Source organism: Cribrihabitans pelagius, assembly GCF_048820915.1.
Taxonomy (GTDB): domain Bacteria; phylum Pseudomonadota; class Alphaproteobacteria; order Rhodobacterales; family Rhodobacteraceae; genus Cribrihabitans_A; species Cribrihabitans_A pelagius.
In genome coordinates this window covers 18342-41415 of record NZ_JBMERR010000022.1, presented here as the reverse complement: position 1 = coordinate 41415, position 23074 = coordinate 18342, and the positions used below count along the sequence as shown (strand labels likewise).

General features: G+C 66.3%; 21 protein-coding genes. 6 read left to right on the top strand and 15 right to left on the bottom strand.

What is annotated here, in order from left to right; translation table 11 throughout:
• Positions 1-7 precede the first annotated feature (7 nt).
• The 7 genes from ACOHX0_RS17810 to yajC form a co-directional block, all read right to left on the bottom strand.
• Positions 8-739, bottom strand: a complete 732-nt coding sequence (locus ACOHX0_RS17810) for a heme ABC transporter permease (RefSeq protein WP_420678500.1) — start codon at positions 737-739, stop codon at positions 8-10.
• Between the two features lie 56 nt (positions 740-795).
• Positions 796-1452, bottom strand: coding sequence for a heme exporter protein CcmB (gene ccmB, locus ACOHX0_RS17805; protein WP_420678499.1), 657 nt, complete (start codon positions 1450-1452; stop codon positions 796-798).
• Positions 1449-2063 carry a heme ABC exporter ATP-binding protein CcmA gene (gene ccmA / locus ACOHX0_RS17800; RefSeq protein ID WP_420678498.1) on the bottom strand — a complete coding sequence of 205 codons (615 nt, stop codon included), beginning with the start codon at positions 2061-2063 and terminating at the stop codon, positions 1449-1451. Before ccmA ends, ccmB begins: the two co-directional genes overlap by 4 nt.
• A gap of 103 nt (positions 2064-2166) precedes the next feature.
• Positions 2167-2520 carry an Mth938-like domain-containing protein gene (locus tag ACOHX0_RS17795; RefSeq protein WP_420678497.1) on the bottom strand — a complete coding sequence of 118 codons (354 nt, stop codon included), beginning with the start codon at positions 2518-2520 and terminating at the stop codon, positions 2167-2169.
• Between the two features lie 167 nt (positions 2521-2687).
• Entirely contained in the window at positions 2688-3656 is a 969-nt protein-coding gene (secF, locus tag ACOHX0_RS17790) for a protein translocase subunit SecF (RefSeq protein WP_420678496.1), read from the bottom strand.
• Position 3657: 1 nt separating this feature from the next.
• Entirely contained in the window at positions 3658-5319 is a 1662-nt protein-coding gene (gene secD, locus ACOHX0_RS17785; protein ID WP_420678495.1) for a protein translocase subunit SecD, read from the bottom strand.
• 34 nt (positions 5320-5353) lie between these two features.
• Positions 5354-5638: a preprotein translocase subunit YajC gene (gene yajC, locus ACOHX0_RS17780; RefSeq protein ID WP_420678494.1), complete on the bottom strand. Its 285-nt coding sequence runs from the start codon at positions 5636-5638 to the stop codon at positions 5354-5356.
• Between the two features lie 306 nt (positions 5639-5944).
• On the opposite strand from yajC, the gene serS reads away from it, so the two are divergent.
• Complete coding sequence (gene serS, locus ACOHX0_RS17775) at positions 5945-7237, top strand: serine--tRNA ligase (protein WP_420678493.1); 1293 nt, start codon at positions 5945-5947, stop codon at positions 7235-7237.
• Between the two features lie 367 nt (positions 7238-7604).
• On the opposite strand, the gene ACOHX0_RS17770 is transcribed toward serS, so the two are convergent.
• From ACOHX0_RS17770 to ACOHX0_RS17750, 5 genes are all read right to left on the bottom strand, one after another.
• A complete protein-coding gene (locus ACOHX0_RS17770) occupies positions 7605-7910 on the bottom strand; it encodes a hypothetical protein (RefSeq protein ID WP_420678492.1) in 306 nt (101 codons plus the stop codon).
• Positions 7911-8038: 128 nt separating this feature from the next.
• Complete coding sequence (locus tag ACOHX0_RS17765) at positions 8039-8992, bottom strand: fatty acid desaturase (protein WP_420678491.1); 954 nt, start codon at positions 8990-8992, stop codon at positions 8039-8041.
• A gap of 310 nt (positions 8993-9302) precedes the next feature.
• On the bottom strand, positions 9303-10766 hold the full coding sequence (gene der / locus ACOHX0_RS17760) for a ribosome biogenesis GTPase Der (RefSeq protein ID WP_420678490.1): 1464 nt from the start codon (positions 10764-10766) through the stop codon (positions 9303-9305).
• Between the two features lie 72 nt (positions 10767-10838).
• Positions 10839-12161, bottom strand: coding sequence for a PQQ-like beta-propeller repeat protein (locus tag ACOHX0_RS17755; protein ID WP_420678489.1), 1323 nt, complete (start codon positions 12159-12161; stop codon positions 10839-10841).
• A gap of 59 nt (positions 12162-12220) precedes the next feature.
• Complete coding sequence (locus ACOHX0_RS17750; RefSeq protein WP_420678488.1) at positions 12221-12892, bottom strand: hypothetical protein; 672 nt, start codon at positions 12890-12892, stop codon at positions 12221-12223.
• 362 nt (positions 12893-13254) lie between these two features.
• Between ACOHX0_RS17750 and ACOHX0_RS17745 the strand changes: the two genes are divergently transcribed.
• Together ACOHX0_RS17745 and ACOHX0_RS17740 are read left to right on the top strand one after the other, a co-directional pair.
• Positions 13255-14391 (top strand): efflux RND transporter periplasmic adaptor subunit, encoded by a 1137-nt coding sequence (locus tag ACOHX0_RS17745; RefSeq protein ID WP_420678487.1) that lies wholly within the window; start codon positions 13255-13257, stop codon positions 14389-14391.
• Entirely contained in the window at positions 14388-18155 is a 3768-nt protein-coding gene (locus ACOHX0_RS17740; RefSeq protein WP_420678486.1) for an efflux RND transporter permease subunit, read from the top strand. Before ACOHX0_RS17745 ends, ACOHX0_RS17740 begins: the two co-directional genes overlap by 4 nt.
• Positions 18156-18410: 255 nt before the next feature.
• Here ACOHX0_RS17740 and ACOHX0_RS17735 read toward each other — a convergent pair whose 3' ends face one another.
• Positions 18411-19301, bottom strand: coding sequence for an EamA family transporter (locus ACOHX0_RS17735; protein ID WP_420678485.1), 891 nt, complete (start codon positions 19299-19301; stop codon positions 18411-18413).
• Between the two features lie 75 nt (positions 19302-19376).
• On the opposite strand from ACOHX0_RS17735, the gene ACOHX0_RS17730 reads away from it, so the two are divergent.
• The gene (locus ACOHX0_RS17730; RefSeq protein WP_420678484.1) at positions 19377-19727 is read left to right on the top strand and encodes a winged helix-turn-helix transcriptional regulator; all 351 of its coding nucleotides are present in this window, start codon (positions 19377-19379) and stop codon (positions 19725-19727) included.
• A gap of 138 nt (positions 19728-19865) precedes the next feature.
• On the opposite strand, the gene ACOHX0_RS17725 is transcribed toward ACOHX0_RS17730, so the two are convergent.
• Positions 19866-20081 carry a hypothetical protein gene (locus tag ACOHX0_RS17725; protein ID WP_420678483.1) on the bottom strand — a complete coding sequence of 72 codons (216 nt, stop codon included), beginning with the start codon at positions 20079-20081 and terminating at the stop codon, positions 19866-19868.
• Between the two features lie 205 nt (positions 20082-20286).
• Between ACOHX0_RS17725 and ACOHX0_RS17720 the strand changes: the two genes are divergently transcribed.
• Together ACOHX0_RS17720 and ACOHX0_RS17715 are read left to right on the top strand one after the other, a co-directional pair.
• On the top strand, positions 20287-20661 hold the full coding sequence (locus ACOHX0_RS17720; RefSeq protein WP_420678482.1) for a hypothetical protein: 375 nt from the start codon (positions 20287-20289) through the stop codon (positions 20659-20661).
• 275 nt (positions 20662-20936) lie between these two features.
• On the top strand, positions 20937-21161 hold the full coding sequence (locus ACOHX0_RS17715; protein ID WP_420678481.1) for a hypothetical protein: 225 nt from the start codon (positions 20937-20939) through the stop codon (positions 21159-21161).
• A 9-nt stretch (positions 21162-21170) separates the two neighbouring features.
• On the opposite strand, the gene ACOHX0_RS17710 is transcribed toward ACOHX0_RS17715, so the two are convergent.
• Positions 21171-22979, bottom strand: a complete 1809-nt coding sequence (locus tag ACOHX0_RS17710) for an ABCB family ABC transporter ATP-binding protein/permease (RefSeq protein WP_420678480.1) — start codon at positions 22977-22979, stop codon at positions 21171-21173.
• Between the last annotated feature and the right edge of the window lie 95 nt (positions 22980-23074).

Genomic DNA, 23074 nt, shown 5'->3' with positions numbered 1-23074 from the left:
TCAGCCATCAGGCCTCCAGGCGTTCGCGCGCCAAAAGCGTCTTGATGCGGCGGGCGCGGATTTCGGTTCCGGTGCGGTAGAACACCAGCGCAATGAACAGGATCCCAAAGCCCGCCATGCAGACATAAAGCGGGGTCGAGAAGACATCGGCGACGTTCTCCTCCTTGTCGAGCGACAGCGACGCGCCCTGATGCAGCCCCTGGTTCCAGAAGTTGACCGCATAGCGGCTGAGCACGGCAAAGACTGACCCCACCAGACACAGGATCGCGGTCAGATCGGCGGCGGTGTCGGGATTGTCAATCGCCTCCCACAAGGCGATATAGCCAAGGTAGAACAGGAACAGCACCAGAAATGACGTGAGCCGCGGATCCCAGGCCCACCAGGTGCCCCACATCGGCTCGCCCCAGATCGCACCGGTCACCAGCGCGATCAGCGTCATCACCACCCCCACCGGCGCGGCGGCACGCGCCGCAAGCGCGCTCACATGGTGGCGGCGGATCACCCAGATCAGCGAGGCGACCAGCATCATGAACCAGGCGTTGATCGCCATCAGCGCGGCGGGCACATGCAGGAAGATGATCTTCACGGTGGCGCCCTGCCGGTAGTCATCCGGCGTGAAGAAGAAGCCCCAGATCAGCCCCGCCCCGACCAGCACGGCAGAGAGCGTCCACAGCGCCGGCATCACCTTCTCGGTGGTGGCGAGGAACTTCTTCGGATTGGCGTATTCCCAGATCGACATGGTGGCTATTTAGCTCTTGCTTCAGGATATCTCAATTCACGGTGACGGCATGGAGACTAGCGCAAATTGACGCGCAGCACGGCGGCGCTGGCAAAGGGCAGCAACCCGATGCAGGCGGCAGAGATCCCCGCGAGCAGCAGGAGCGGTGTCTGCACCGCGAGCCCTTCCGCCCCGCGCCGCGCCACTTCGGCGCCAAAGATCAGGGTCGGCACATAAAGCGGCATCACCAGAAGCGACAGCAGCAGCCCGCCGCGCTTCAGCCCTACCGTCAGCGCCGCGCCGAAGGTGCCGATCACGCTCAGCGCGGGTGTTCCGAGCAGCAGCGAGATCAGCAGCCAGCGGAACCCCGCCGCGGGCAGGTTCAGGAGCACGCCCAGGAGCGGCGCCGCCAGCACCAGCGGCAGCCCGGTGGTCAGCCAGTGCGCCAGCGCCTTGATGCTCACCGTCGCCTCCAGCGGCAAGGGCGCGGTGGCCAGAAGGTCGAGCGAGCCGTCCTCCCAGTCCAAGGCCAGCAGCCGGTCGAGCGACAGGAGGCAGGCCAGCAGCGCCCCCAGCCAGAGGACACCCGGCGCAATCCGCGCCAGCAGTTCGGACTGCGGACCAACCGAAAACGGCACCATCACGGTCACGATCAGGAAAAACGCAAGCCCCAAGCCAAAGCCGCCGCCCGCCCGGAACGCCAGCTTCAGGTCCCTGAGCAGCAGCGCGGTCACAGGAAGCCTCCGTCCAAATCGCCGAGCGCGGGCGGCACCGCCTTGAAGGGGGTCACGTCCAGCACCTCGCCCTCCAGGCCGAGGTCGATATGCGTGGCGATCAGCGCCGCCCCGCCCTGCGCCAAATGCGCCCGCACGGCGTCCGCGAACAAAGCAACCGAAGTCCGATCAAGGCTCACCGTGGGTTCATCCATCACCCAGATTGGCCGCCCGGTGACCAGCATCCGGCTCAAGCCGAGCCGCCGCTTCTGCCCCGCCGAGAGCATCCCCGCCTGCCGGCTCCGCAAGGCTTGCAGGTCAAATGCCTCCAGCGCATGTTCGATCCCGTTCCTGCCAAAGACGCTGGCCCAGAAGGAGAGGTTCTCCGCCACCGTCAGCGCCGGTTTCAGCCCATCGGAATGAGCGGCATAGGCGATACGGTCCTCGGCGCCTTCGATCCGGCCCCTAAGCGGCGGCTGCAACCCGGCAATGGTGCGCAGCAGCGTGGTCTTGCCGCTGCCATTGGGCCCGCGAAGGATCAGCGCCCGGCCGGAATCCAGCGTAAAGCTCACGCCTTCCAGCACCGGAAGGCCGCCGCGTGCCACGCTCAGATCACTCACATTCAATGTCATGAATTTCGCATATCCCATTGCCCCGGCGCATGAAAAGCCTCAATCGGCGGCTGCGCGCCTTGCGCCAGGTCAAACCGGGGGCCGATTGTCGGGGGGGGCTTGCTCAGACCGGCAGCGCGGCCAGTGCAATGCGGCGGCCTTCGGACAGAAGCACGTTGTAGGTGCGGCAGGCGGCGGGAGAGTTCATCACTTCCACCCCGATCCCCTCGCCTTCCAGCCGCTGGCGCAGCTCCGCCGGGATATGGGCGATCTCGGCGCCTGTGCCGACAAACAGCACGTCGACGGAGCCCGCGAGCGCCAGCAGCGGTGCAGCGTCGTCATAGCCGCCCCAGGCCGCGGTGCCCGCGCCCGAGGTCAGCACCGCGCCCTGATGCACCTTGCCGCCGATGCGGAAGAAGCCCGGGCCGTAGCCGTCCACCGGTTCGGCGTCGCTGTAGCTCACTTCGTTGAGGCGCATCGGCAAGGTCCTTCTCAAGCTCCGGGTCGCACCCGGGATAACACGCGCGGGCGGCGCGGGAAATAGGCGCCGCCGCGAAGTGCAAAGCAGCGCAGCGCCGGGTGCCAAGCAAGAAAAAAGCCGCGAGGATCCCCCGCGGCTTTTCACTGTCAAAGCTGCTTCAGCTCTCAGGCGTCGATATTGGCAAACTGGTTGCCTGTCGGAGCGCTCGGCTTGTTCCAGTCGCGCTTCACGCCCAGCTTCAACAGGATCGTTGAGGCCACGAAGACAGAGGAGTAAGTCCCCACCACAACACCCCAGATCATCGCAAAGACAAAGCCGCGGATCACGTCGCCGCCCAGCACATAAAGCGAGATCAGCGCCAAGAGCGTGGTGACCGAGGTCATCATGGTCCGGCTCAGCGTCTCGTTGATCGAGATGTTCAGCACTTCGTCCAGCGGCTTCTGCTTGTAGCGCCGCAGGTTCTCGCGCACCCGGTCAAAGACCACCACGGTGTCATTCAGCGAGTAGCCGACGATGGTCAGCAGCGCCGCGATGATGGCGAGGTCGAACTTGATCTGCAGCTCCGAGAAGACGCCGATGGTCAGGATCACGTCATGCACCAGCGCCGCCACGGCCCCCAGCGCAAACTGCCATTCGAACCGCAGCCAGATGTAGACCAGCACCGCCGCAATGGCGAGCGCCACCGCGATCACCGCGGTCTGCACCAGCTCGCCCGATACCTTCGGGCCCACCGATTCGACCGAGACGAACTTGATGCCGGGCGCCACCTCATCGAGCGCCGCCTGCAGATCGGCGACGATCGCGGCCGAAACCGCCTCGCCGTCCTCCTGCGCCTCGATGCGGATCATCGCCACGTTCTGATCAGGGCCGAAGGTCGGATCGAACACCTCGGTGATCGAGATATCGCCCAGCTCCAGCGTCTGTACCGCATCGCGGTAGGCACCCACGTCAACGGGCTGGGTGGCTTCGGTGCGGATCGTGGTGCCGCCGCGGAAGTCGATGCCGAAGTTCAGCCCCTGAAACAGGAAGGAGGCAAAGCCCACCACCATCATCAGGGCCGAAATCCCCAGCCATAGCCGGGCGCGCTTGAAGAAATCGAAAGAGGTTTCCTTGGGAACAAGTCTAAGCCGCATCTTACACCTCGATCGTTTTCGGACGGCGCCGTTCGAACCACATCACGATCATCAGCCGGGTCACGAAGATCGCGGTGAACACCGAAGTCAGGATGCCCAGGCCCAGGGTGATCGCAAAGCCGCGCACCGGGCCGGAGCCCATGGCGAAGAGGATCACCGCGGTGATGAAAGTGGTGATATTGGCGTCGAGAATGGCGCTCAGCGCCTTGGAATAGCCTTCGTCGATGGCCCGCGCAGGGCCGCGGCCGGATTTCAGCTCCTCGCGGATACGCTCGAAGATCAGCACGTTGGCGTCCACCGCCATGCCGACGGTCAGCACGATACCGGCAATGCCCGGCAGCGTCAGCGTGCCGCCGATGAGGCTCAGCGCGCCAAAGATCATCGCAATGTTCAGCACCAGCGCCACGTTGGCAAAGAGACCGAACAGACCATAGCTCAGCGCCATGAAAATCAGCACGCCGCCGAAGGCGACGGCGGTCGCCACCTTGCCCGCGTCGATGCTGTCCTGGCCCAGCTCGGGGCCGATGGTGCGCTCCTCGAGGAACTCCAGGCCGGCAGGCAGCGCGCCCGCCCGCAGCAGGATCGCCAGATTGGTGCTGTCTTCGATGGTGAAATTGCCGGTGATGATGCCCGACCCGCCCGGAATATGCGACTGGATCACCGGGGCCGAGACCACCTCGTCATCCAGCACGATGGCGAAGGGCGAGCCGATGTTTTCCGCCGTGTAGTCGCCGAACTTGCGCGCACCGGAGGTGTTGAAGCGGAAGGTGACAGCAGGCTGGCCGTTCTGGTCAAAGGAGGGCTGCGCGTCGACCAGCTGCTCGCCGGTCACGACGGCGGCGGCCTCGACGGTATAATAGACCCCCTCTTCGTCCAGCGACGGGATTACCTTGTTGCCGACGCCCGGAGCAGCATCTTTGTCGCTGCCGCGGCCCACCACCGGGTTGAAGGTCAGCTGCGCGGTGGTGCCGATGATTTCCTTCAGCTCCGAAGCGGAGCCGATGCCCGGCACCTGGATCAGGATGCGGTCGGCGCCCTGGCGCTGGATCGTCGGCTCGCGGGTGCCGACCTCGTCGATCCGGCGGCGCACGATTTCCAGCGACTGGCGCACGGTGCGGTCGTCGGAGGCCAGCTTCTCGGCGTCGCTCAGGCGCACCACCAGGATGTCGCCCTCGGCCGAGACGTCGATGTCATTTGCCCCCGCACCGGTCAGCGTGGCGATCGGGTTGGCGAGCCCCCGCACCACTTCCAGCGCGCGCGCCATGCCTTCGGGTTTCGAGATCTTCAGGCGAATCTGGTCTTCCGGCCCCGGCTGGCGGCGGAAGGTGCCGATGGCGGCGCGTTCGGGGCGGAGCGCATCGCGCACTTCCGGCCACAGCGCATCCATCCGCGCTTCATAGACGTCCTCGACCTGCACCTCGGCCAGAAGATGCGCGCCGCCGCGCAGATCGAGCCCGAGGTTCACCAGCCCCGAGGGCAGGAAACCGGGCCACTGCGCAGCCGTCTCCAGCCGCTCCGGGGTTTCGCCGCGGGCGATAACTTCGGCCGCGGCATCGTTGGCCTGTTCGACGCGGGTATAGAATGCATTGGGCAGGGCAAGCAAAAGGCCGGCCACGCAGGCCAGCCAGATGAGAACCCTTTTCCAGCGATCAATTTGCAGCATTGCCCTGCCTTATCAATGGGTTGGATTGGGCGGTTTACGCTGCCGGCTCGGTCTTGCTCAGCACCTGGGCAATGGTCGCCTTGACCACGCGCACCTTCACACCGTCGGCGATTTCCACTTCGACTTCGCCGTCTTCCTTGACCTTGGCGACCTTGCCGATGACGCCACCCTGGGTCACCACCTGGTCACCGCGGCGCAGCCCGTCGACCATCGCCTGATGCTGTTTCATCTTTTTCTGCTGCGGGCGGATCAGCAGGAAGTACATGATCACGAAGATCAGGATGAGCGGGAGAAACTGGCCGATTGCGCCAACGTCCATGGGGTATTCCTTCTTTCAAAGCGGCACGATCCGCGCCGGAATTTTGCAGCGGAACCTATGCGCTGGGGGGAAGGGTTGCAAGGCTCACCGGCCGCTTCGGGACGGCAAATGCAAAAGCCCGTCCGCTCGCGTGCGCCGCACCGCCGCCGCGCGGGCGCGCGGCGGCGGTGCGCGGCGGCCTGCGGCCTTGTCCTGCGCGACGGCACGCCTCCCACTCACCCCCTTCCCCCTTCCCCTTTGGCCCTTGCTGCGGCATAGGATGGGGCAGTGATTCAGAGCCCCCATTGCAAGCCAGGAGTGACCCTCATGCATGACATCCGCGCCATCCGCGAAAACCCTGCCGCATTCGACGCCGCTGTGGCGCGGCGCGGGGATGCGGGCGTGTCGTCTGAGATCCTGGCCCTGGACGAGGCGCGCCGCGCCAAGATCCTCGCCGCCGAGACCGCCCAGGCCGAGCAGAACAAGGCCTCCAAGGAGGCCGGCGCCGCCAAGGGCCGCGGCGACGAGGCCGGGTTCGAGCGCCTGCGCGCCCTGGTGGCCGAGAAGAAGGCCGAGGTCGCGGCGATGAACGCCGAAGCCAAGGAACTCGACCGGCAGCTCACCGACATGCTGATGGCCATTCCCAACCTGCCGTTCGACGACGTGCCGCAGGGCGAAGACGAAAACGACAACGTCGAAATCCACCGCTGGGGCGAGCCCAAGGCGCTCGACTTCGAACCCAAGGAGCATTTCGAAATCGAAGGCGTCAAGGACGGCATGGATTTCGAGACCGCGGCCAAGCTCTCCGGCAGCCGCTTCGTGGTCCTCTCCGGTGCCATTGCCCGCATCCACCGGGCGCTGGCGCAGTTCATGGTCAACACCCATGTCGATGAAAACGGCCTCACCGAGACCTGGACGCCGGTTCTGGTCCGCGAAGAGATGCTGTACGGCACCGGCCAGCTCCCCAAGTTCGGCGAGGACAGCTACCAGACCACCAACGGCTGGTGGCTGGTGCCCACCGCCGAGGTGACGCTGACCAATATCGTGAACGGCATGGTGGTGGAGGAAGGCTACCTGCCGCGCCGCTATGTCGCTCACACCCAGTGTTTCCGCTCCGAAGCGGGTTCCGCGGGCAAGGACACTTCGGGCATGCTGCGCCAGCACCAGTTCGAAAAGGTGGAGATGGTCTCCGTCACCCGCCCGGACAAGAGCGGCGAGGAGCACGAGCGCATGACCGCCTGCGCCCAGGGCATCCTGGAGCGCCTGGGCCTGCCCTACCGCACCGTCGTGCTGTGCACCGGCGACATCGGCTTCGGCGCGCGTAAGACCCACGACATCGAAGTCTGGCTGCCCGGTCAGAACACCTACCGCGAGATCTCCTCGATCTCCAACTGCGGCGACTTCCAGGCCCGCCGGATGAACGCCCGCTTCAAGCCCGAAGGCGGCGGCAAGCCGCAGTTCCTGCACACGCTGAACGGCTCCGGCCTTGCGGTGGGCCGCTGCCTGATCGCGGTGCTGGAAAACGGCCAGCAGGCGGACGGCTCGGTGCAGCTGCCCGAAGTACTGGCGCCCTACCTTGGCGGCAAGCTGACGCTCACGGCAGAGGGCCGGCTGGTCTGATCCGGCGAACTTTCCGGACAGCGGAACCGGCGCCCTCGCGGTGCCGGTTTTTCTTTTAAGAAAAAGGGATTACGGCGCACGCTTCACGCTCTCGCGCCGATTATGGACACTTCAAAGCGCGGAACAAGGCCGTAAGGCCGCCGCGCATCGGCGCCGCGCCCCCACGCGGCGGCGATTTGGCTGCGGCTGAGTGCTGCCTCGAAAGGCCGCACGGGCTTCGCCGGGTTAAACTGCCCGCCATTCCCGCTGGGATCGCCCCCGCGCGCTCCGCCGATGCACGGCTCTCTGCCTCAAGCACGGGCGATTGCTCCCCGGTGTTGAAACAGAAAAACGCTCCTGGTGTCCCAAGCCCCGGCTGGGCAGGCGCCTAGGTCTTCTTCTTCGCCTGCTTCCCTGCCTTGGCGCGCTCTTTCTCCTCCAGGATCCCGCGGGCCTTGGCCTTTTCCTTGGCGATCTCCTTCTTGGCCTTGGCCTTCAGTTTCCGCGCCTTCTTCCTGGCCTTGAGGCGGGCGTCGGCAATCTCCTCGGCCAGCAGCGCCGCCTTGCGCTTGGCCTTGCGGGCCTTGGCCTTGGCGCGGGCCGCCTTTTCCTCGGCCGCCACCCGCGCCGCCTGCGCCTCCGCCAGCGCCGCGTCATAGTCCGCCCGGCTGGCCTCCGCGCTTCCCGCTGCCACGTCCTTCGCTTTCCTTTTCGCGGTTGCCGGCCCCCTGTTCCCTGGCTCCGCCCCGTTTGTATGTGTCATGCAATATCCCTGTGCCTGCCCGTGCCCGCGGCCCCCTTCTGTCCTGTCCCGCCCCCGGATCAGGCCGGGAAGGGCACCAGCCGCTCCTGCTCCTCATCCCAGAGCTTCAGCGACAGCGCGCGCAGGGCCTCGATAAAGCCGATCCGGCGCAGCCCGGCCTGCGGCGGCAGGCTGTAGTGGCATTGCCGCAGGCGGTAGGAAGGGATGCGGGCATTGTAATGGTGAATGTCATGCAGGGTGATATTGGCAACCGCAAAGTCGAAGAACCAGCCGAAATCGAGGCAGGAAGAGCCCTGCAAGGCCGCCACCTGCGGATTCAGCTCCGGGCGCCGGTCCCAATAGGTGTCTTCGAAATTGTGCTGCAGGTAGACCAGGAACACCCCGATCATGCCGCCGAGGAAGGAAAACACCAGCCAGACCAGAACCCCGGTCCAGTCCGCCGCCCAATAAAGCAACGACAGCATCGCGATGATCACCAGATTGTGCAGCACCACCCCCAGCACACCGAAGCGCAGGGTATTCTTGGGCCAGCGGTAGCGGAGGAAATAGGTGAATGCCGCGCCCACTGGCACCAGCACCAGCGGATTGCGGTAAAGCCGGTAGGCCAGCCGCTTCCAGAACCCCGCCTCCCGCCATTCCCTTACCGTCATCGTGTGAATCTCACCGGTCTCCCGGTGTTCGAGGTTGCCGATGTTGGCGTGATGCAGGTTATGGTTCTGCTTCATCACCTCAAACGGCGCAAAGGTGAAGGGCGACAGCACATGGCCCGCGATCTCGTTCTGGAGGCGCGTTTCGAACAGCGAATGGTGCCCGGTGTCATGCTGCAAGACGTAAAGCCGCACCGCCGCAAAGGCAAAGACAATGCCCGCGGGCAGCAGCACGTACCAGCGCTCGACATGGATGATAGCAAGATAGAGCGCCGCGAAGTAAACCGCAAAGGTTCCGAAATAGCTGAGCGCCGCCAGCCGGTTGTCCTTGTCGCAGTACTTGCGCGTATGTGCCCTCAGATCCATGGCGCCATCCGTAAATTCACTCTGTGAAAGCCGCATGAAATGCTGCGGCCCGTCCAAGGCTTTTCCAGAGGTAATCTGTCCCGGCGCCAAGACAAGACCCTGCGCGGATGGAATATTCAATCTTTAGAGCAATTTGACGGTGGCCTGCGCTCCCAGAACGCTAGCGCGCGGCGCGGCGCGTCCAGCCCCAAACGCCACAACGCCGCCCGGAAGGGGCGGCGCGCGGCTTGGGCGGGGCCAGCTCTTCCATTGGAAGGCCGCAGCCCGGGCGGGAGCGCTGCGCTCTTCGCCCGGAGCGGCCTGCCAGGGCTCAGCGCTGGCGGTCCTTCAGGTGTTTGGTGAGCGCGCCTGCGTTCTTCTTGCGGCGGCCCTTGTAGGGGTTCTTATCGCTCTGCCCGCGCATGTACAGGCGGATCGGCGTGCCCGGCATGTCGAAATCTTCACGCAACCCGTTCACCAGATAGCGCGAATAGCTTTCGGGTAGCTTGTCGGGATGCGAGCACATCACCACAAAGGCCGGCGGCCGGGTGCGGGCCTGGGTCATGTAGCGCAGCTTGATGCGCTTGCCCTGCGGGGCCGGCGGCGGGTGCTGCTCCAGCATCCCCGTGAGCCAGCGGTTCAGCGCCGCGGTCGGGACCCGGCGGTTCCAGACCCGATAGGCGCGCAGGATGGCGCCGTGCAGCCGGTCGAGCCCCTTGCCGGTCTTGGCCGAGACGGTGACCAGCGGCGCGCCCCTCAGCTGCGGCAGCAACCGGGCAAAGGCTTCCTTCAGGTCGCGCAGCTTCTCCTGCTTCTCGTCCTCGGCGTCCCACTTGTTGACCGCAACCACCACGGCGCGGCCCTCGCGCTCGGCCAGGTCGGCGATGCGCAGGTCCTGCTGCTCGAAGGGGATGCTGGCGTCCAGAAGCACCACCACCACCTCGGCAAACTTCACCGCGCGCAGCCCGTCGGAGACCGAAAGCTTCTCCAGCTTCTCCTGCACCTTCGCCTTCTTGCGCATGCCCGCGGTGTCGAACACCCGCATCGGCGTGCCCTGCCAGTCCATCCGCAGCGAGATCGCATCGCGGGTGATGCCGGCCTCGGGCCCGGTGAGCAGGCGCTCCTCGCCCAGGATCTTGTTGATCAGCGTCGACTTGCCCGCGTTCGGCCGGCCCACCACGGCGACCTGCAGCGGCTTGGCGGCGGTCGGCTCCGGCACGGCTGCGTCGGCGTCGAACTCGCCGTCCTCGTCGATCTCGACGTCGATCACCGGGGCGTTGTCCTCGGCCACCTGCTCGAACTTCTCGGCCAGCGGCTGCAGGATGCCATAGAGATCCGGCATCCCCTCGCCATGCTCGCCCGACAGCCGCAGCGGCTCGCCCAGGCCCAGCCCGTAGGCTTCCAGCACCCCCGCCTCGGCGGCGTTGCCCTCGGCCTTGTTGGCGGCGAGGATCACATGGGCCGAGCGCTTGCGCAGGATCTCGGCAAACAGCTCGTCCACCGGCGTCACGCCGGCGCGCGCGTCGATCATGAACAGGCAGATGTCGGCCATCTCCACAGCGCGCTCGGTCAGGCGCCGCATCCGGCCCTCCAGCGAGTTGTCGGTGGCATCCTCCAGCCCTGCGGTGTCGATCACGGTAAAGCGCAGATCGCCCAGCCGCGCCTCGCCCTCGCGCAGGTCGCGGGTGACGCCGGGCTGGTCGTCCACCAGCGCCAGCTTCTTGCCGACAAGACGGTTGAACAGGGTGGACTTGCCCACATTCGGACGGCCCACGATTGCGAGGGTAAAGGACATCGGACCAACTTTCTGCGTTTCAGACGCGCCCCATAACGCATCTGCCCGGAAACCGCCAGTCCGCAAATATCGCTAGCGGTAGGCGTGCAATTCGCCGTCCGAGGAAACCACGTAAAGGGTGCGCCCCGCAACCACCGGCGCGGTGCCGGCCCCGCCCGGCAGCTCCGCAGTGCGCATAAGCCGGCCGCTGACCGGGTCGAAGAAGCGCAACAGACCGTCGCCCGAGGCCAGCACCAGCTGCCCGCCCGCCAGAACCGGGCCGTAATGGGTGTAGATCTTGCCGCGCTTGCCGGGCTTGTCCTTGACGAAGCCGGGCAGGTCCACGGCCCAGATCACTTCGCCCGTGGCGGCATCCAGCCGCAGCAGCTGGCTCTGGTCGCTGACCTGGAACAGGCTGCCGCCCGCAGGCCAGGCAGTGCCCGCGGCACCTTCGCGCGCGGTCCACAGCCGCTCGCCATTCTCAAGGTCAAAGGCCACGGTGCGGCCCGCGTGGTTGCCCGCGTAAAGCCTGCCGCCATCTACCACCGGCGCGCCGGTCACGTCGCTGATCCGCGCGAGCGTAAAGCCGGTGCGCTTGCCCGCCACCGAGGCGCTCCAGCGCCTGAGGCCGCCCTGGCGGAAGGTGGCGATCAGATCGCCCGAGCCGAAGGCAAAGATCGCAAGGTCGCGCGTTACCACGGGCGCGGGCGCGCCGAGGATGTTGGCGTCCGACGGCACGGCATCGACCTGCCAGGCGATGCGGCCGGTCTTGGTGTTGACCGCCCAGCCGGTATCGTCGCCCGCCACCAGGTAGACCAGATCACCGCTGACCCGCGGCTGGCCGGAGCCGGTGGCGTCCAGCTCCTGGCGCCAGATCACCTGGCCGGATTCCGCGTTGAGCGCGGTAAGCACGCCATAGCCCGAGGAGACATAGACCACGCCGCCATCATAGGCGAGCCCGCCCCCGGTGGCCTGGCCTTCCTCGTCCGCCGGGGGAATCAGCTCGCGCTGCCAAAGGAGCGCGCCCTGCGGCGACACTGCCGAGACGCGGGCGCCGCTGTCCAGGGTGAAGATGCGCCCGCCGCCCGCGACGGGGGTTGCGGTGATGCGCTGGCGGCGGCTGTCGCCGGCGCCGATGGAAGTGGTCCAGATCCGCTGCACCGCCGCCGCCAAAGCGGGATGCGCGGTGCGGCTGGCCTCGGCGCCGTGGCCCTGGGGCCAGGCGGCATTGGCCGTCTGCTGCGGCAGGGATATCGGGCGGGCTTCGTTCACCACCTCCCGGACGGCGTCGGGCCGGATATCCTCGCGCTCGCCCTGCAGGATGATCTCTTCTTCCGCGCAGGCGGCCAGCAACACGGCCACGGCCGAGCCGCACAGGAAGGCCCTGGCCTTCGGAAAACGTTTCGCTGCTGTCATTGCCTTGCCCTGTTTGCCTTTTTTTCGTTGCGAAGCCGAAAATGCCGCTGCGCTGCCAGTTATCCCCCGGGCGCCGCGTCCGCATCGGCCGCGCCGCCGAGCGCCACGATTACCTGAGTTGCGCGCTCTTTCAAGTCCGCACCGGCGGCGGCGTCCTCCGCGATGGCGCGCAGGCGCGCGATTGCGGCGTCAGTGTCGCCCGCCTGGATGTCCAGCAGCGCAAGCTGTTCCGAGGCCAGCGGCGCCAGCGGCGCGCCGGGCTGGGCCAGCGCCTCATATTGCAGGCGCAGGTCCTCGGCACCCAGGGTCACTGCCTGGAGGTTCAGCGCCTTGAAGCTTGCGACATGGCGGTAGATCAGCGGCAGATCGCCGTTGCTTGCAACCGCCTCCAGCGCCGCCACCGCATCCGCAGTCTGGCCGGCCTCGACCAGGGCGCCGGCCTCCAGCATGGCGACAATCGCCGCCCCGCCCGCGCCCTCGGCGCTGACAGCCGCCAGCGCTTCGGCCCGGGCGGCGCTGTCTTCGTTTTCCAGCGCAGCATTCACCGCATCGCCAAGCTCTTGCGCCGCGGCAGTATCCTGCGCCTTGGAATACTCGCGGTAGGCCGCGCCGCCGACGATCAGCGCCACCGCCACGCCGCCGATCCAGCCATAGCGCTTCAGCATCAGGAAGAGACGGTCGCGGCGGACCTCCTCGGTCACCTCATCGATAAAGCTGTCGGTGTCGCTCATGCGGGGCCTCTGCGTCTGCGCGGCAAGTGCCGGGTATTGAATAGGTTGCGCCCCTCATACCCTGCCCGCCCGGACAAGCCAAGTGGCCCGTTTCAGGCGGCGCCAAGTGGCCCGTTTCAGGCGGCGCCAAGTGGCCGTTCCGGGCGGGGCAAAGCAGTCCGGTCCGCAGCCGCCGGGTGGTAAATCAAGCGTTCGCGCGCATAAAAGCGAGAAATGTGATCTAAACTACTTAGTTTAGTCTGGACATCGCCTATATCACTCCTATCACATTCGCGCGACGCCCGCAGCCGCAGGCAGACGGGCCGCGAATGACCCCAGGCTGCCCCGCCGGGATGCGGGCAAGACGTAAGGAAAGGCCCGACATGCGTATCGTACCGTTGCTGACCGCCGCCGTGGTGACCGGAGCGCTTTATCTCGTGGTCATCGAGCGCGACAGCCTGCTGGCCTTTGCCCGCGGCGAAGCTTCGGCGGCGGAGCCCGCGCCTGAGGCGGTTCAGGCCGCCCCGGAAGAGACGGCGGATGACACCCGCCGCGTCGGCGTCGTCGCCATCGAAAGCAAGGCCCGCACCATCGGCAGCGCGGTGATCCTGCGGGGTGAAACCCAGGCCCTGCGCCAGGTCGAGGTGCGGGCCGAAACCACCTCCACCGTGATCTCCGAGCCGTTGCGCAAGGGCGCCGAGGTGGCAGCGGGCGATGTGCTGTGCAAGCTGGATCCCGGCACCCGGCAGGCCGCCCTGATTGAAGCCGAGGCGCGGCTGAAGGAGGCCGAAATCAACTTCACCGCCGCCACCAAACTGTCCAAGGGCGGCTATGCCTCCGAAACCCGTCTGGCCGAGGCCGAGGCGGCAGAGCGCGCCGCCCAGGCCGCCGTCGCCGCCGCCACGCGCGAGATCGGGCGGCTCACCCTCACCGCACCCTTCGCCGGGCATCTGGAAACCGACGCCGCCGAGCTTGGCAGCCTCATGCAGCCTGGCAGTCTTTGCGCCACGGTAATCCAGCTGGATCCTATCAAGGTGGTGGGTTTCGTGCCCGAAGCCGAGGTCAACAAGATCGCCCTCGGTGCTGCTGCCGGGGCCGAATTGTTCAGCGGCGAGCAGATCCAGGGTCAGGTCACCTTCATCAGCCGCGCCGCCGATCCCGCCACCCGCACCTTCGAGGTGGAGATCACCGTGCCGAACCCGGATATCCGCATCCGCGACGGCCAGACCGCCGATATCGCGATTTCCTCGGACGGCACGCTGGCGCATAGGCTGCCGCAATCCGCCCTTACCCTCAACAACGAGGGCCGCCTGGGCGTGCGCACCGTGCGCGAGGACGACACCGTGGGCTTTGTCCCCGTCACCATCCTGCGCGACGAGGCCGAGGGCGTCTGGCTCGGCGGGCTGCCGGAGCGCGCCCGGGTGATCGTGGTGGGCCAGGACTTCGTGACCGAGGGCGTCGCTGTCGCCGCCACCTACCGGGCGCTTGATCCGGAACTTGCAGGGGAGATCGAACAGTGACCGGCATCGTCAGCTGGGCCGCCAACCGGGCCCGTATGGTCATCGCCTTTATCGTGATCTCGCTTCTGGTCGGCGGCTTTGCCTATTCCAGCCTGCCCAAGGAGGGCGAGCCGGACATCGAAATCCCCGCACTGTTCATCTCCGTCCCTTTCCCCGGCATCTCGGCCGAGGACTCCGAGACCCTGATGGTCAAGGTGATGGAGACCGAGCTTGCCGATCTCGACGGGCTTGACAAGATGACCTCCACCGCCGCCGAGGGCTATGCCGGGGTGGCGCTGGAGTTCGAGTTCGGCTGGGACAAGACCGCGGTGATGGCGGATGTGCGCGACGCGATGGACAAGGCCGAGGCCGAGTTCCCCGAGGGCGCCGAGAAATACACCATCAACGAGATCAACTTCTCCGAATTTCCGATTGTCATCGTGAACCTCACCGGCGCCGTTCCGGAACGCACGATGGCCCGTATTGCCAAGGACTTGCAGGACGATCTTGAAGCTCTCGACGCGGTGCTGGAGGCGGGTGTCGCGGGCAACCGGGACGAGATGGTCGAGGTGCTGATCGACCCCTTGCGGCTGGAGGCCTACAACGTCACCGCCCTTGAACTCATCAATGTGGTGCAGAACAACAACCAGCTGATCGCCGCGGGCGAAGTGGAAACCGCGCAAGGCACCTTTGCGGTCAAGATCCCCTCTTCCTTCGACGATGTGCAGGACATCTACGCGCTGCCGGTCAAAACCAACGGCAGCCGCGTCGTGACGCTCGGAGAGCTGGCCCAGATCAACTTCACCTTCGAGGACCGCAAGGGCACCGCCCGTTTCAACGGCGAGGACACGGTGGCGCTGCAAGTGGTGAAACGCAAGGGCTACAACCTCATCGACACGGTGGAGCTGGTCAAGCAGACCCTGGAGGAATCCAAGTCGAAATGGCCGCGCGAATTGCAGGCCGCCGTCACCGTCGGCACCTCCAACGATCAGAGCCGCGTCGTCGGCTCGATGGTGAGCCAGCTCGAAGGTTCGGTGCTGACCGCGATCGCACTTGTGATGATCGTTGTGCTGTCGGCGCTTGGCAGCCGGGCGGCGCTGCTTGTCGGCTTTGCCATCCCGACTTCTTTCCTTTTGTGTTTCGCCTTCCTCGCCGTGATGGGCATCTCGATCTCCAACATCGTGATGTTCGGCCTGATCCTCGCGGTCGGCATGCTGGTCGATGGCGCCATCGTGGTGGTGGAATACGCCGACAAGCGTATCAAGGAGGGCACCGGCCCGATGCACGCCTACGTCGAGGCGGCGCAGCGCATGTTCTGGCCCATCGTCTCCTCCACCGCGACCACGCTCTGCGCCTTCCTGCCGATGCTGTTCTGGCCGGGCGTGCCGGGCGAGTTCATGGGCATGCTGCCGGTCACGCTGATCTTCGTGCTGTCGGCCTCGCTGGTGGTGGCGCTGATCTACCTGCCCGTCATGGGCGGCGTCACCGGCCGCATCAGCCGCCTGTTTGACGGCGCCTCCCACACCCTGCGCATGATTGCCCCCTGGTGGCTGCGCGCGGCCCTGGTGCCGGTGGCGATGTGGGGGATGTTTGCCGGCGCGATGCAGATGCTGAACCCGGCCTACCTGCTGCCCGCGGGCACCCCGCCCATGGCGGGCGTGCTGTTCGGCGGGCTGGTCTTCATCTTCTCGGCCTTTGCCGCCTCCATCACCCTGGGCGCGGCCAAGATCACCCGCACCCAGAAGGAGGTCGCGCCCGGCTACCACCACACCCCCTTCGGCCATGTGATCAAGTTCATCGCCGGCAACCCGGTGATGCCGGTGGTCACCCTCGCGGTGGTGGCGTTTGCCATCCTGACGGTGTTCAAGACCTTCGGCGAGAACAACTACGGCGTCGAATTCTTCGTCGAATCCGAGCCCGAGCAGGCGACGGCCTATGTCCGTGCCCGCGGCAACCTCTCGCTCACCGAGAAGGACCAGATGGTGCAGCAGGCCGAAGAGGTGATCCTCTCCCACCCTGCCGTCATCAACGTCTTTGCCTTTGCCGGAGATGGCGGGCTCAACACCGATGCCTCCGGCGCCCAGATTCCGCCCGACACCATCGGCCAGGTCCAGTTCGAGATCATCCCCTGGGAGGACCGCCCGACCCAGGACGAGGACTGGCTCGGCGGGCTGGTCACGCGCCAGGTCACCGCAACCGATTTCGACGGCGACTTCGTGATCGACCAGCTGAACGCCGCGCTCGGCCAGCTGCCCGGCTTCGCGGTCGAGGTGCGCTCGCTCGCCCAGGGCCCTGCCACCGGCAAGCCGGTGCACCTGCGCCTGCGGGGCGACAGCTGGGACGACCTCACCGCCGCCACCAACGCCGCCCGTGCGCAGTTCGAGGCCACCCCCGGCCTCACCCTGATCGAAGATAGCCTGCCGCTGCCCGGCATCGACTGGCAGATCGACGTCGACGTGGAGGAAGCCGGGCGCTACGGCGCCGATGTCGCCACCGTGGGCGCGATGGTGCAGCTGGTGACCCGCGGTATTCTCCTCGACACCATGCGCGTCGACAGCTCGGACGAGGAGATCGACATCCGCGTCCGCCTGCCGGAGGAAGACCGGGTGCTGTCCACCCTCGACAGCCTCAAGGTGCGCACATCTGACGGGCTGGTGCCGCTCTCCAACTTCATCTCCCGCAAGCCGGTGCCGAAGCTCGCCCAGATCAACCGCATCGGGCAGGAGCGTTTCTATGACGTGAAGGCGGATGTGGAGCCGGGGTTGAGCAAGGTGGTCAATGGCGAGGGCGGCGAGACGCTGGCCGTTGTCAAGGAACGCGCTGAGGACAGCGCCGCGGCGGACGGCACCCTCACCGCTGCCAATGGCAAGACTTACACCTTGGTCCAGCTCACCGAAGCCGAGGATGCTGCCGCTGTGCAGCAAGCCCTCGACGAAGGCGCCCGCGTCAGCCCGGTCAACCCCAACGAGCGCATTGCCCTCCTCACCGAATGGCTGGAAACCGACCCGCTGCCCAAGAGCATTTCCTGGGAATGGACCGGCGACCAGGAGGAGCAGGAGGAATCCGGTGCCTTCCTGTCCAAGGCTTTTGCCGGCGCGCTGGGGCTGATGTTCGTGATCCTGCTGGCGCAATTCAACAGCTTCTACAACGCGGTGCTGGTGCTGCTGGCGGTGGTGCTCTCCACCACTGGCGTTCTGATCGGCATGATGGTGATGCAGCAGCCGTTCTCGATCATCATGACCGGCACCGGCATCGTCGCTCTGGCGGGGATCGTGGTGAACAACAACATCGTGCTGATCGACACCTATCAGGAGTTCAGCCAGAAGATGCCGCGGCTGGAGGCAATCATCCGCACCGCCGAGGCGCGTATCCGCCCGGTGCTCCTGACCACCATCACCACGATGGCGGGCCTCGCGCCAATGATGTTCGGCATCAGCCTCGATTTCATCAACGGCGGCTACTCCATCGACAGCCCCACCGCGCTGTGGTGGAAGCAGCTGGCAACGGCGGTGGTCTTCGGTCTTGGCATCGCCACGGTGCTGACCCTGGTGGTGACGCCGTCGCTGCTGGCAATCCGGGTCTGGTTCTCCACCTACATGCGGGCGCTGGGGCGGATGCTCTCGCGCATCACCCGCGGCCGCAGCAGCCGCATCGCGCAGGATTCGCGCCTGCTCAAGAAGGCCCGCCGCCTGCCCACCACCGAGATCCTCTGGCCCGTCCCCGGCAGTCCTGAGGAGGCCGGGGACACCGCGCTCGATCCCGACCGCCTGCGCGCGGCCGAGTAAGCAGAAGCTCCGCCGGACTGGCGGGGCTTCTTGCCGCGCGGGGCGCAGCCGGACGAACCACGCGCGCAGGGTCCGGTGGCACTCCTCCCCAGCGCGGAACAAGGCCGCCGCCCCCAAGCATCTTGCCGGCAAACCGGACATGAGAATGAGAATAGCCGCGCTGGAAAGGGTCGTCATCCGGCTGGACTCCGAACCGCACAGGGCCGGGCTCCGGCGGAGCTATTGGGGTTGAGGTGCCGCGGCTCCCCCCGCATCTCAGGCCACGACAATAACCGTCGTCCCCGCCACCGCCAGCAGCGCCCCGGCGATGGCCGGGACGGGCGGCACCAGCCCCTCCTTCAGCCACAGGATCGGCAGCACCAGCACCGGCGACAGCGAGCCCAGCACGGCAGCGATGCCCGCGTCGAAATGGGCAAAGGCATAGAGCAGCAGCGACGAGGAGACGCCATACCCGATGACCCCCGGCAGCACCGTCCGCCCCAACAGCCAGGGCGACAGCTCGCTCTGGCCGCGCAACAGGCGCGCGGGCCAAAGCGCCGCGACCGAGATCACAAACGCCGCCCCGAGCAGCCGGATCGCCGAAGCCGCGAGTGGCTCGGTGCCTGCCAGCATCGCGGGCTTCATCACCAGGAAGCCAAAACCCTGAAACCCGGTCGCTGCCACCCCCAGCAGCACGATCACGGCCATACTGCCGGTCGCGGCATCGCTTTCGGACCGCTCGTCAGCCCCGAATCGGATCGCCAGCCCGACCCCGCACAGCGCCAGCGCCGCGCCCGAGACGTCCGTGGCCGAGGGCACCTCCCCCAGCCACAGAAACGCCATGCCCGCAACCAGCGGCGCCTTCAGCGACAGCAACAGCTCGGTCCGCCGCGGCCCGGCCCGCCGCAGGCATTCGATCATCGCCAGATTGCCCAGAACGATGCCGATACAGATACTTGCGGCGTAAGACGGCCAGAAGCTCCAGACAATTGACTGCCAGTAGCCAAGCGCGCTGCACAGCGCGGCCAGCAGCGCCGAACAGGCAATCAGCTGGATCCGCGTGAACTCGAAAGCGCCCAGCATCCGCGCCGGGCGCTGCGCCAGCACAATGCCCGTGGCCCAGCCGAAAGAGGCCGCCACAGCGGCCAGAGGAGGAAGAAAGAGCATGGCAACTCCCTGCAAATATGCTACACAATCCGTAGCACTAAACCGCTACATAAAATGTAGCAAGGAGGAAAACCCATGCCCCTGAACGTCCCTGCCCCCGGCCGGCCGGTGCGCGGCTCGAAGTCGGGCAAGCCGATCATGGCGCTCTTCGATCTTCTGGGCCGCAGCTGGGCGCTGGGGGTGGTCTGGCAGCTCTCCCAGCGCCCGATGACATTCCGCCAGCTTCAGGAGAGCTGCGAGGGCGTCTCGCCCACGGTGCTGAACAAACGCCTGAAGGAGCTGACGGCCCGCGGCCTGGTGACGCGGTGCGAGGCGGGCTACCAGCTGACCGCCACCGGCACCGAGCTGTTTCACCTGCTGAAACCCCTGGGCGCCTGGTCGCAGACATGGGCCGCTACCTTGGAAGACCCCGGAATGCCGGACTAGCCGCCCCCGTGCCGGACCGGCCCCGACCGCATCCGACGGCGCGCAATCCAGGGAGGAGAGCAAGCCCCCGCAGGCTCACCGCCGCCGGGCGGCAAGAACGGCGCTGACCCATTGCCCGCGCCCGGGACATGGAGAATCCTATTCTTCGGACCGCAGAATGCCGAAGCTGCCCGAGGCCTCCCCGCCATCCGCCTGAGCGAAATAGCCCTCTGCGGAGAGACCGCGGCGGAGCAGTTCACGGACCGCCGAAGCCCGGCTTGGCATACGCGCCGCAAAACGGAAATCGTCCAGCGCGCGGAGTTCCTCCTCCGAGACCATGATCTGAAGCCGCTCCATCCTCTTCGCAGTCGCCATGAATCAACTCCACGTGGTCGCACACTTACTCAGTTTACGCCGCCTGAGCCACGTGATCAAGCGACGCAAAGAAGCCAGGTTCAGCCGGCACAGCCGGTTGCGCAAGTCGCGCAATCTGTTCAGGCGCCTAAAGGGCATCAACATAAGCAATTGAAAAAAATAAATTTTCTTGAAAATTGTACTATAGTGGATTAAGGAGGCTGATATGACCAAGACCGCGCCTCACGACCGCAAAATGATTGTTCTTCTAACCGGGAACGCAGTGCTTGCAATCGATATCGAGGAAGCCTTGAGTTCGATCGGGTATGCTGCGTTCTACCAGTACGGCTATGATCTGCACGAACTGAAGACAACGGATTCCCGCAGTTTTGACGCGGCTATTGTTGACCTGCGGTCCTGGGATGATCAGTCCCGTCAGGCTTTAGACTGGCTGATGGGGAAGAATATCCCGACGATTGTCCTTTCGGCAGCAGAGAAATCGGAGGCTGCCCGCACGCCGGGTGTCGTCGCCAGCTTCGCCATGCCGCTGTGCGTGGACAGCATGCTGCCGACTGTTGTCGCGGCGGCCGAAAAACGATGAATTCGTCCTGACCTCTGCTTCCGGCCTGGTCCAACTTGCAACGGCGCAGGCCACCGGCTCCGCCGGCGGGAAGGGTCAGGGGCTCTTCGCAGGCCACCGGCCGGACGTTGTCCGCGTTTGGCGGATATGCGCCCTGCCGCGTGATGCACGGGCGTTGCCCGAGCCGCGCAGCTCCTCCCCTCTAGCCAAACGCCCCTGCCTCCCCCATCCTGTTCCCAAGGTGCCGCGCCCAGCCGGGCCTCAGGCGCCGCTTGGCTCAGTGCATGGAGGCGGAGATGCCCGAGTTCAACGAGATGTTTGCCCTGTCGGTCGATGACATGGATCTGATTGAAACTGCGCTCAGGCGCAGACGGGATGAGCTGGCCGACGCGCCCGCGGGCGGGGAGGGTCCCGCCCAGGACACCGAAGCACAGCTGCGCCGTATCCATGAGCTTCTCGGCCGGCTGCACAATCAGAAGGTTTTCTACTACCCCAGGGATGGCGTTTACGTCGGCGGATAGGAGGCCCGCTCATGCGGCCTGTTCGCTGGCCTGCTGGCGCCGCCAGAGCGCGGCGTAGCGGCCGTCCCGGGCCAGAAGCTCCCCGTGGGTGCCGGTCTCGGCGATCTCGCCCTGTTCCAGCACGACGATGCGGTCGGCTTCGGCGATGGTCGACAGCCGGTGCGCGATGGTGATCACCGTGCGCCCCTGCCCGGCCCGCGCCAGCGCCTCCTGGATGTCCTGCTCAGTCGCGGTATCCAATGCCGAGGTGGCCTCGTCCAAGAGCAGGATCGGCGGGTTCTTCAGCAGCGTCCGGGCAATCCCCACCCGCTGCTTCTCCCCGCCCGACAGCTTCAGGCCGCGCTCGCCGACCTGGGTCTCGTAACCCTCGGGCAGCGCATTGATGAAATCGTGGATCTGGGCATCGCGGGCGGCCTGTTCGACCTCCTCGCGGGTCGCGCCCTCGCGGCCATAGGCGATGTTGTAGCGGATGGTGTCGTTGAACAGCACGGTGTCCTGCGGCACCACGCCGATCGCGGCGTGCAGACTCTTCTGGGTGACATCGCGCACGTCCTGCCCGTCGATCTTCAAGGCACCGCCGGTCACGTCATAAAACCGGAACAACAGCCGCCCGATGGTGGACTTGCCCGACCCGGTGGAGCCGACGATGGCAACGGTCTGCCCCGGCTGCGCTTCCAGGCTGACGCCCTTCAGGATCTCCCGGCCGCTGTCATAGGAAAACCGCAGATCCTCCAGCGTGATGCGGCCGCCGTTCACCTGCAAGGGCTTCGCGCCTTTGCGGTCGGTCACATCGGCGGGCTGCTCCAGAAGGTCGAACATCTCGCCCATGTCCACCAGGCTCTGGCGGATCTCGCGGTAGACGGTGCCGAGGAAGTTCAGCGGCACGGTGATCTGGATCATGTAGGCGTTCACCATGACGAAATCGCCCACCGTCATGCCGCCCTGCTGCACGCCCGCCGCCGCCATCACCATCACGCCGACCAGCCCTGCGGTGATGATCACGCTCTGGCCGAAGTTCAGCGCCGCCAGCGAATAGGCGGTCTTCAGCGCCGCCGCCGCATAGCCGCGCATGGCGCCGTCATAGCGCGCCGCCTCGCGCTCCTCGGCGACGAAATATTTCACCGTCTCGAAGTTCAGAAGGCTGTCGATCGCCTTCTGGTTGGCGTCGGTGTCCTGCCGGTTCATCTCCCGCCGGAGCTTCACCCGCCATTCGGTCACCGCAAAGGTGAAGGCGACATAAAGCGCGATGGTGACGGCCACGACCAGCAGGTAGCGCGCATCGAACATCACGGTGAGGATCACCGCCACCAGAGAAAGCTCCAGGATAAGCGGGCCGATGGAGAACAGCATGAAGCGCAACAGGAACTCCACCCCCTTCACGCCGCGTTCGATGATGCGGCTGAGGCCGCCGGTCTTGCGGGTGATGTGATAGCGCATCGACAGGCGGTGGATGTGGGTGAAGGTCTCCAGCGCCAGACGCCGCAGGGCGCGCTGGCCGACGGGGGCAAAGACCGCATCGCGCAGCTGCTGGAACCCGGTGGTGAGGATACGCGACATGCCGTAGGCAACGGTGAGCCCGATCGCCCCCAGCGCCAGGGGCGGCACGCCCTCGCCCGCCAGACCGTCAACCGCCCCCTTGTACAGGATCGGCGTGTAGACCGCGATCAGCTTGGCCAGCACCAGCACCACCAGCGCGATCACCACCCGGATCTTGATGGCGCGGTTGCCCTCGGGCCAGAGGTAGGGGCCAACCTTGCGCATCGTGCGCAGTCCGGAGCGGCGTTCCTCCCGCGCGGAGGGGGTCTCGGTCTGGGTCATCGGTCTTCCTTGCTGGACCTTGCGAGATAGGCAGCAAAGGCCGGGCTTACGAGGGGGGAGAGGTGAAAAACGCGCCCCCGAGGGCCGCGTTTTCA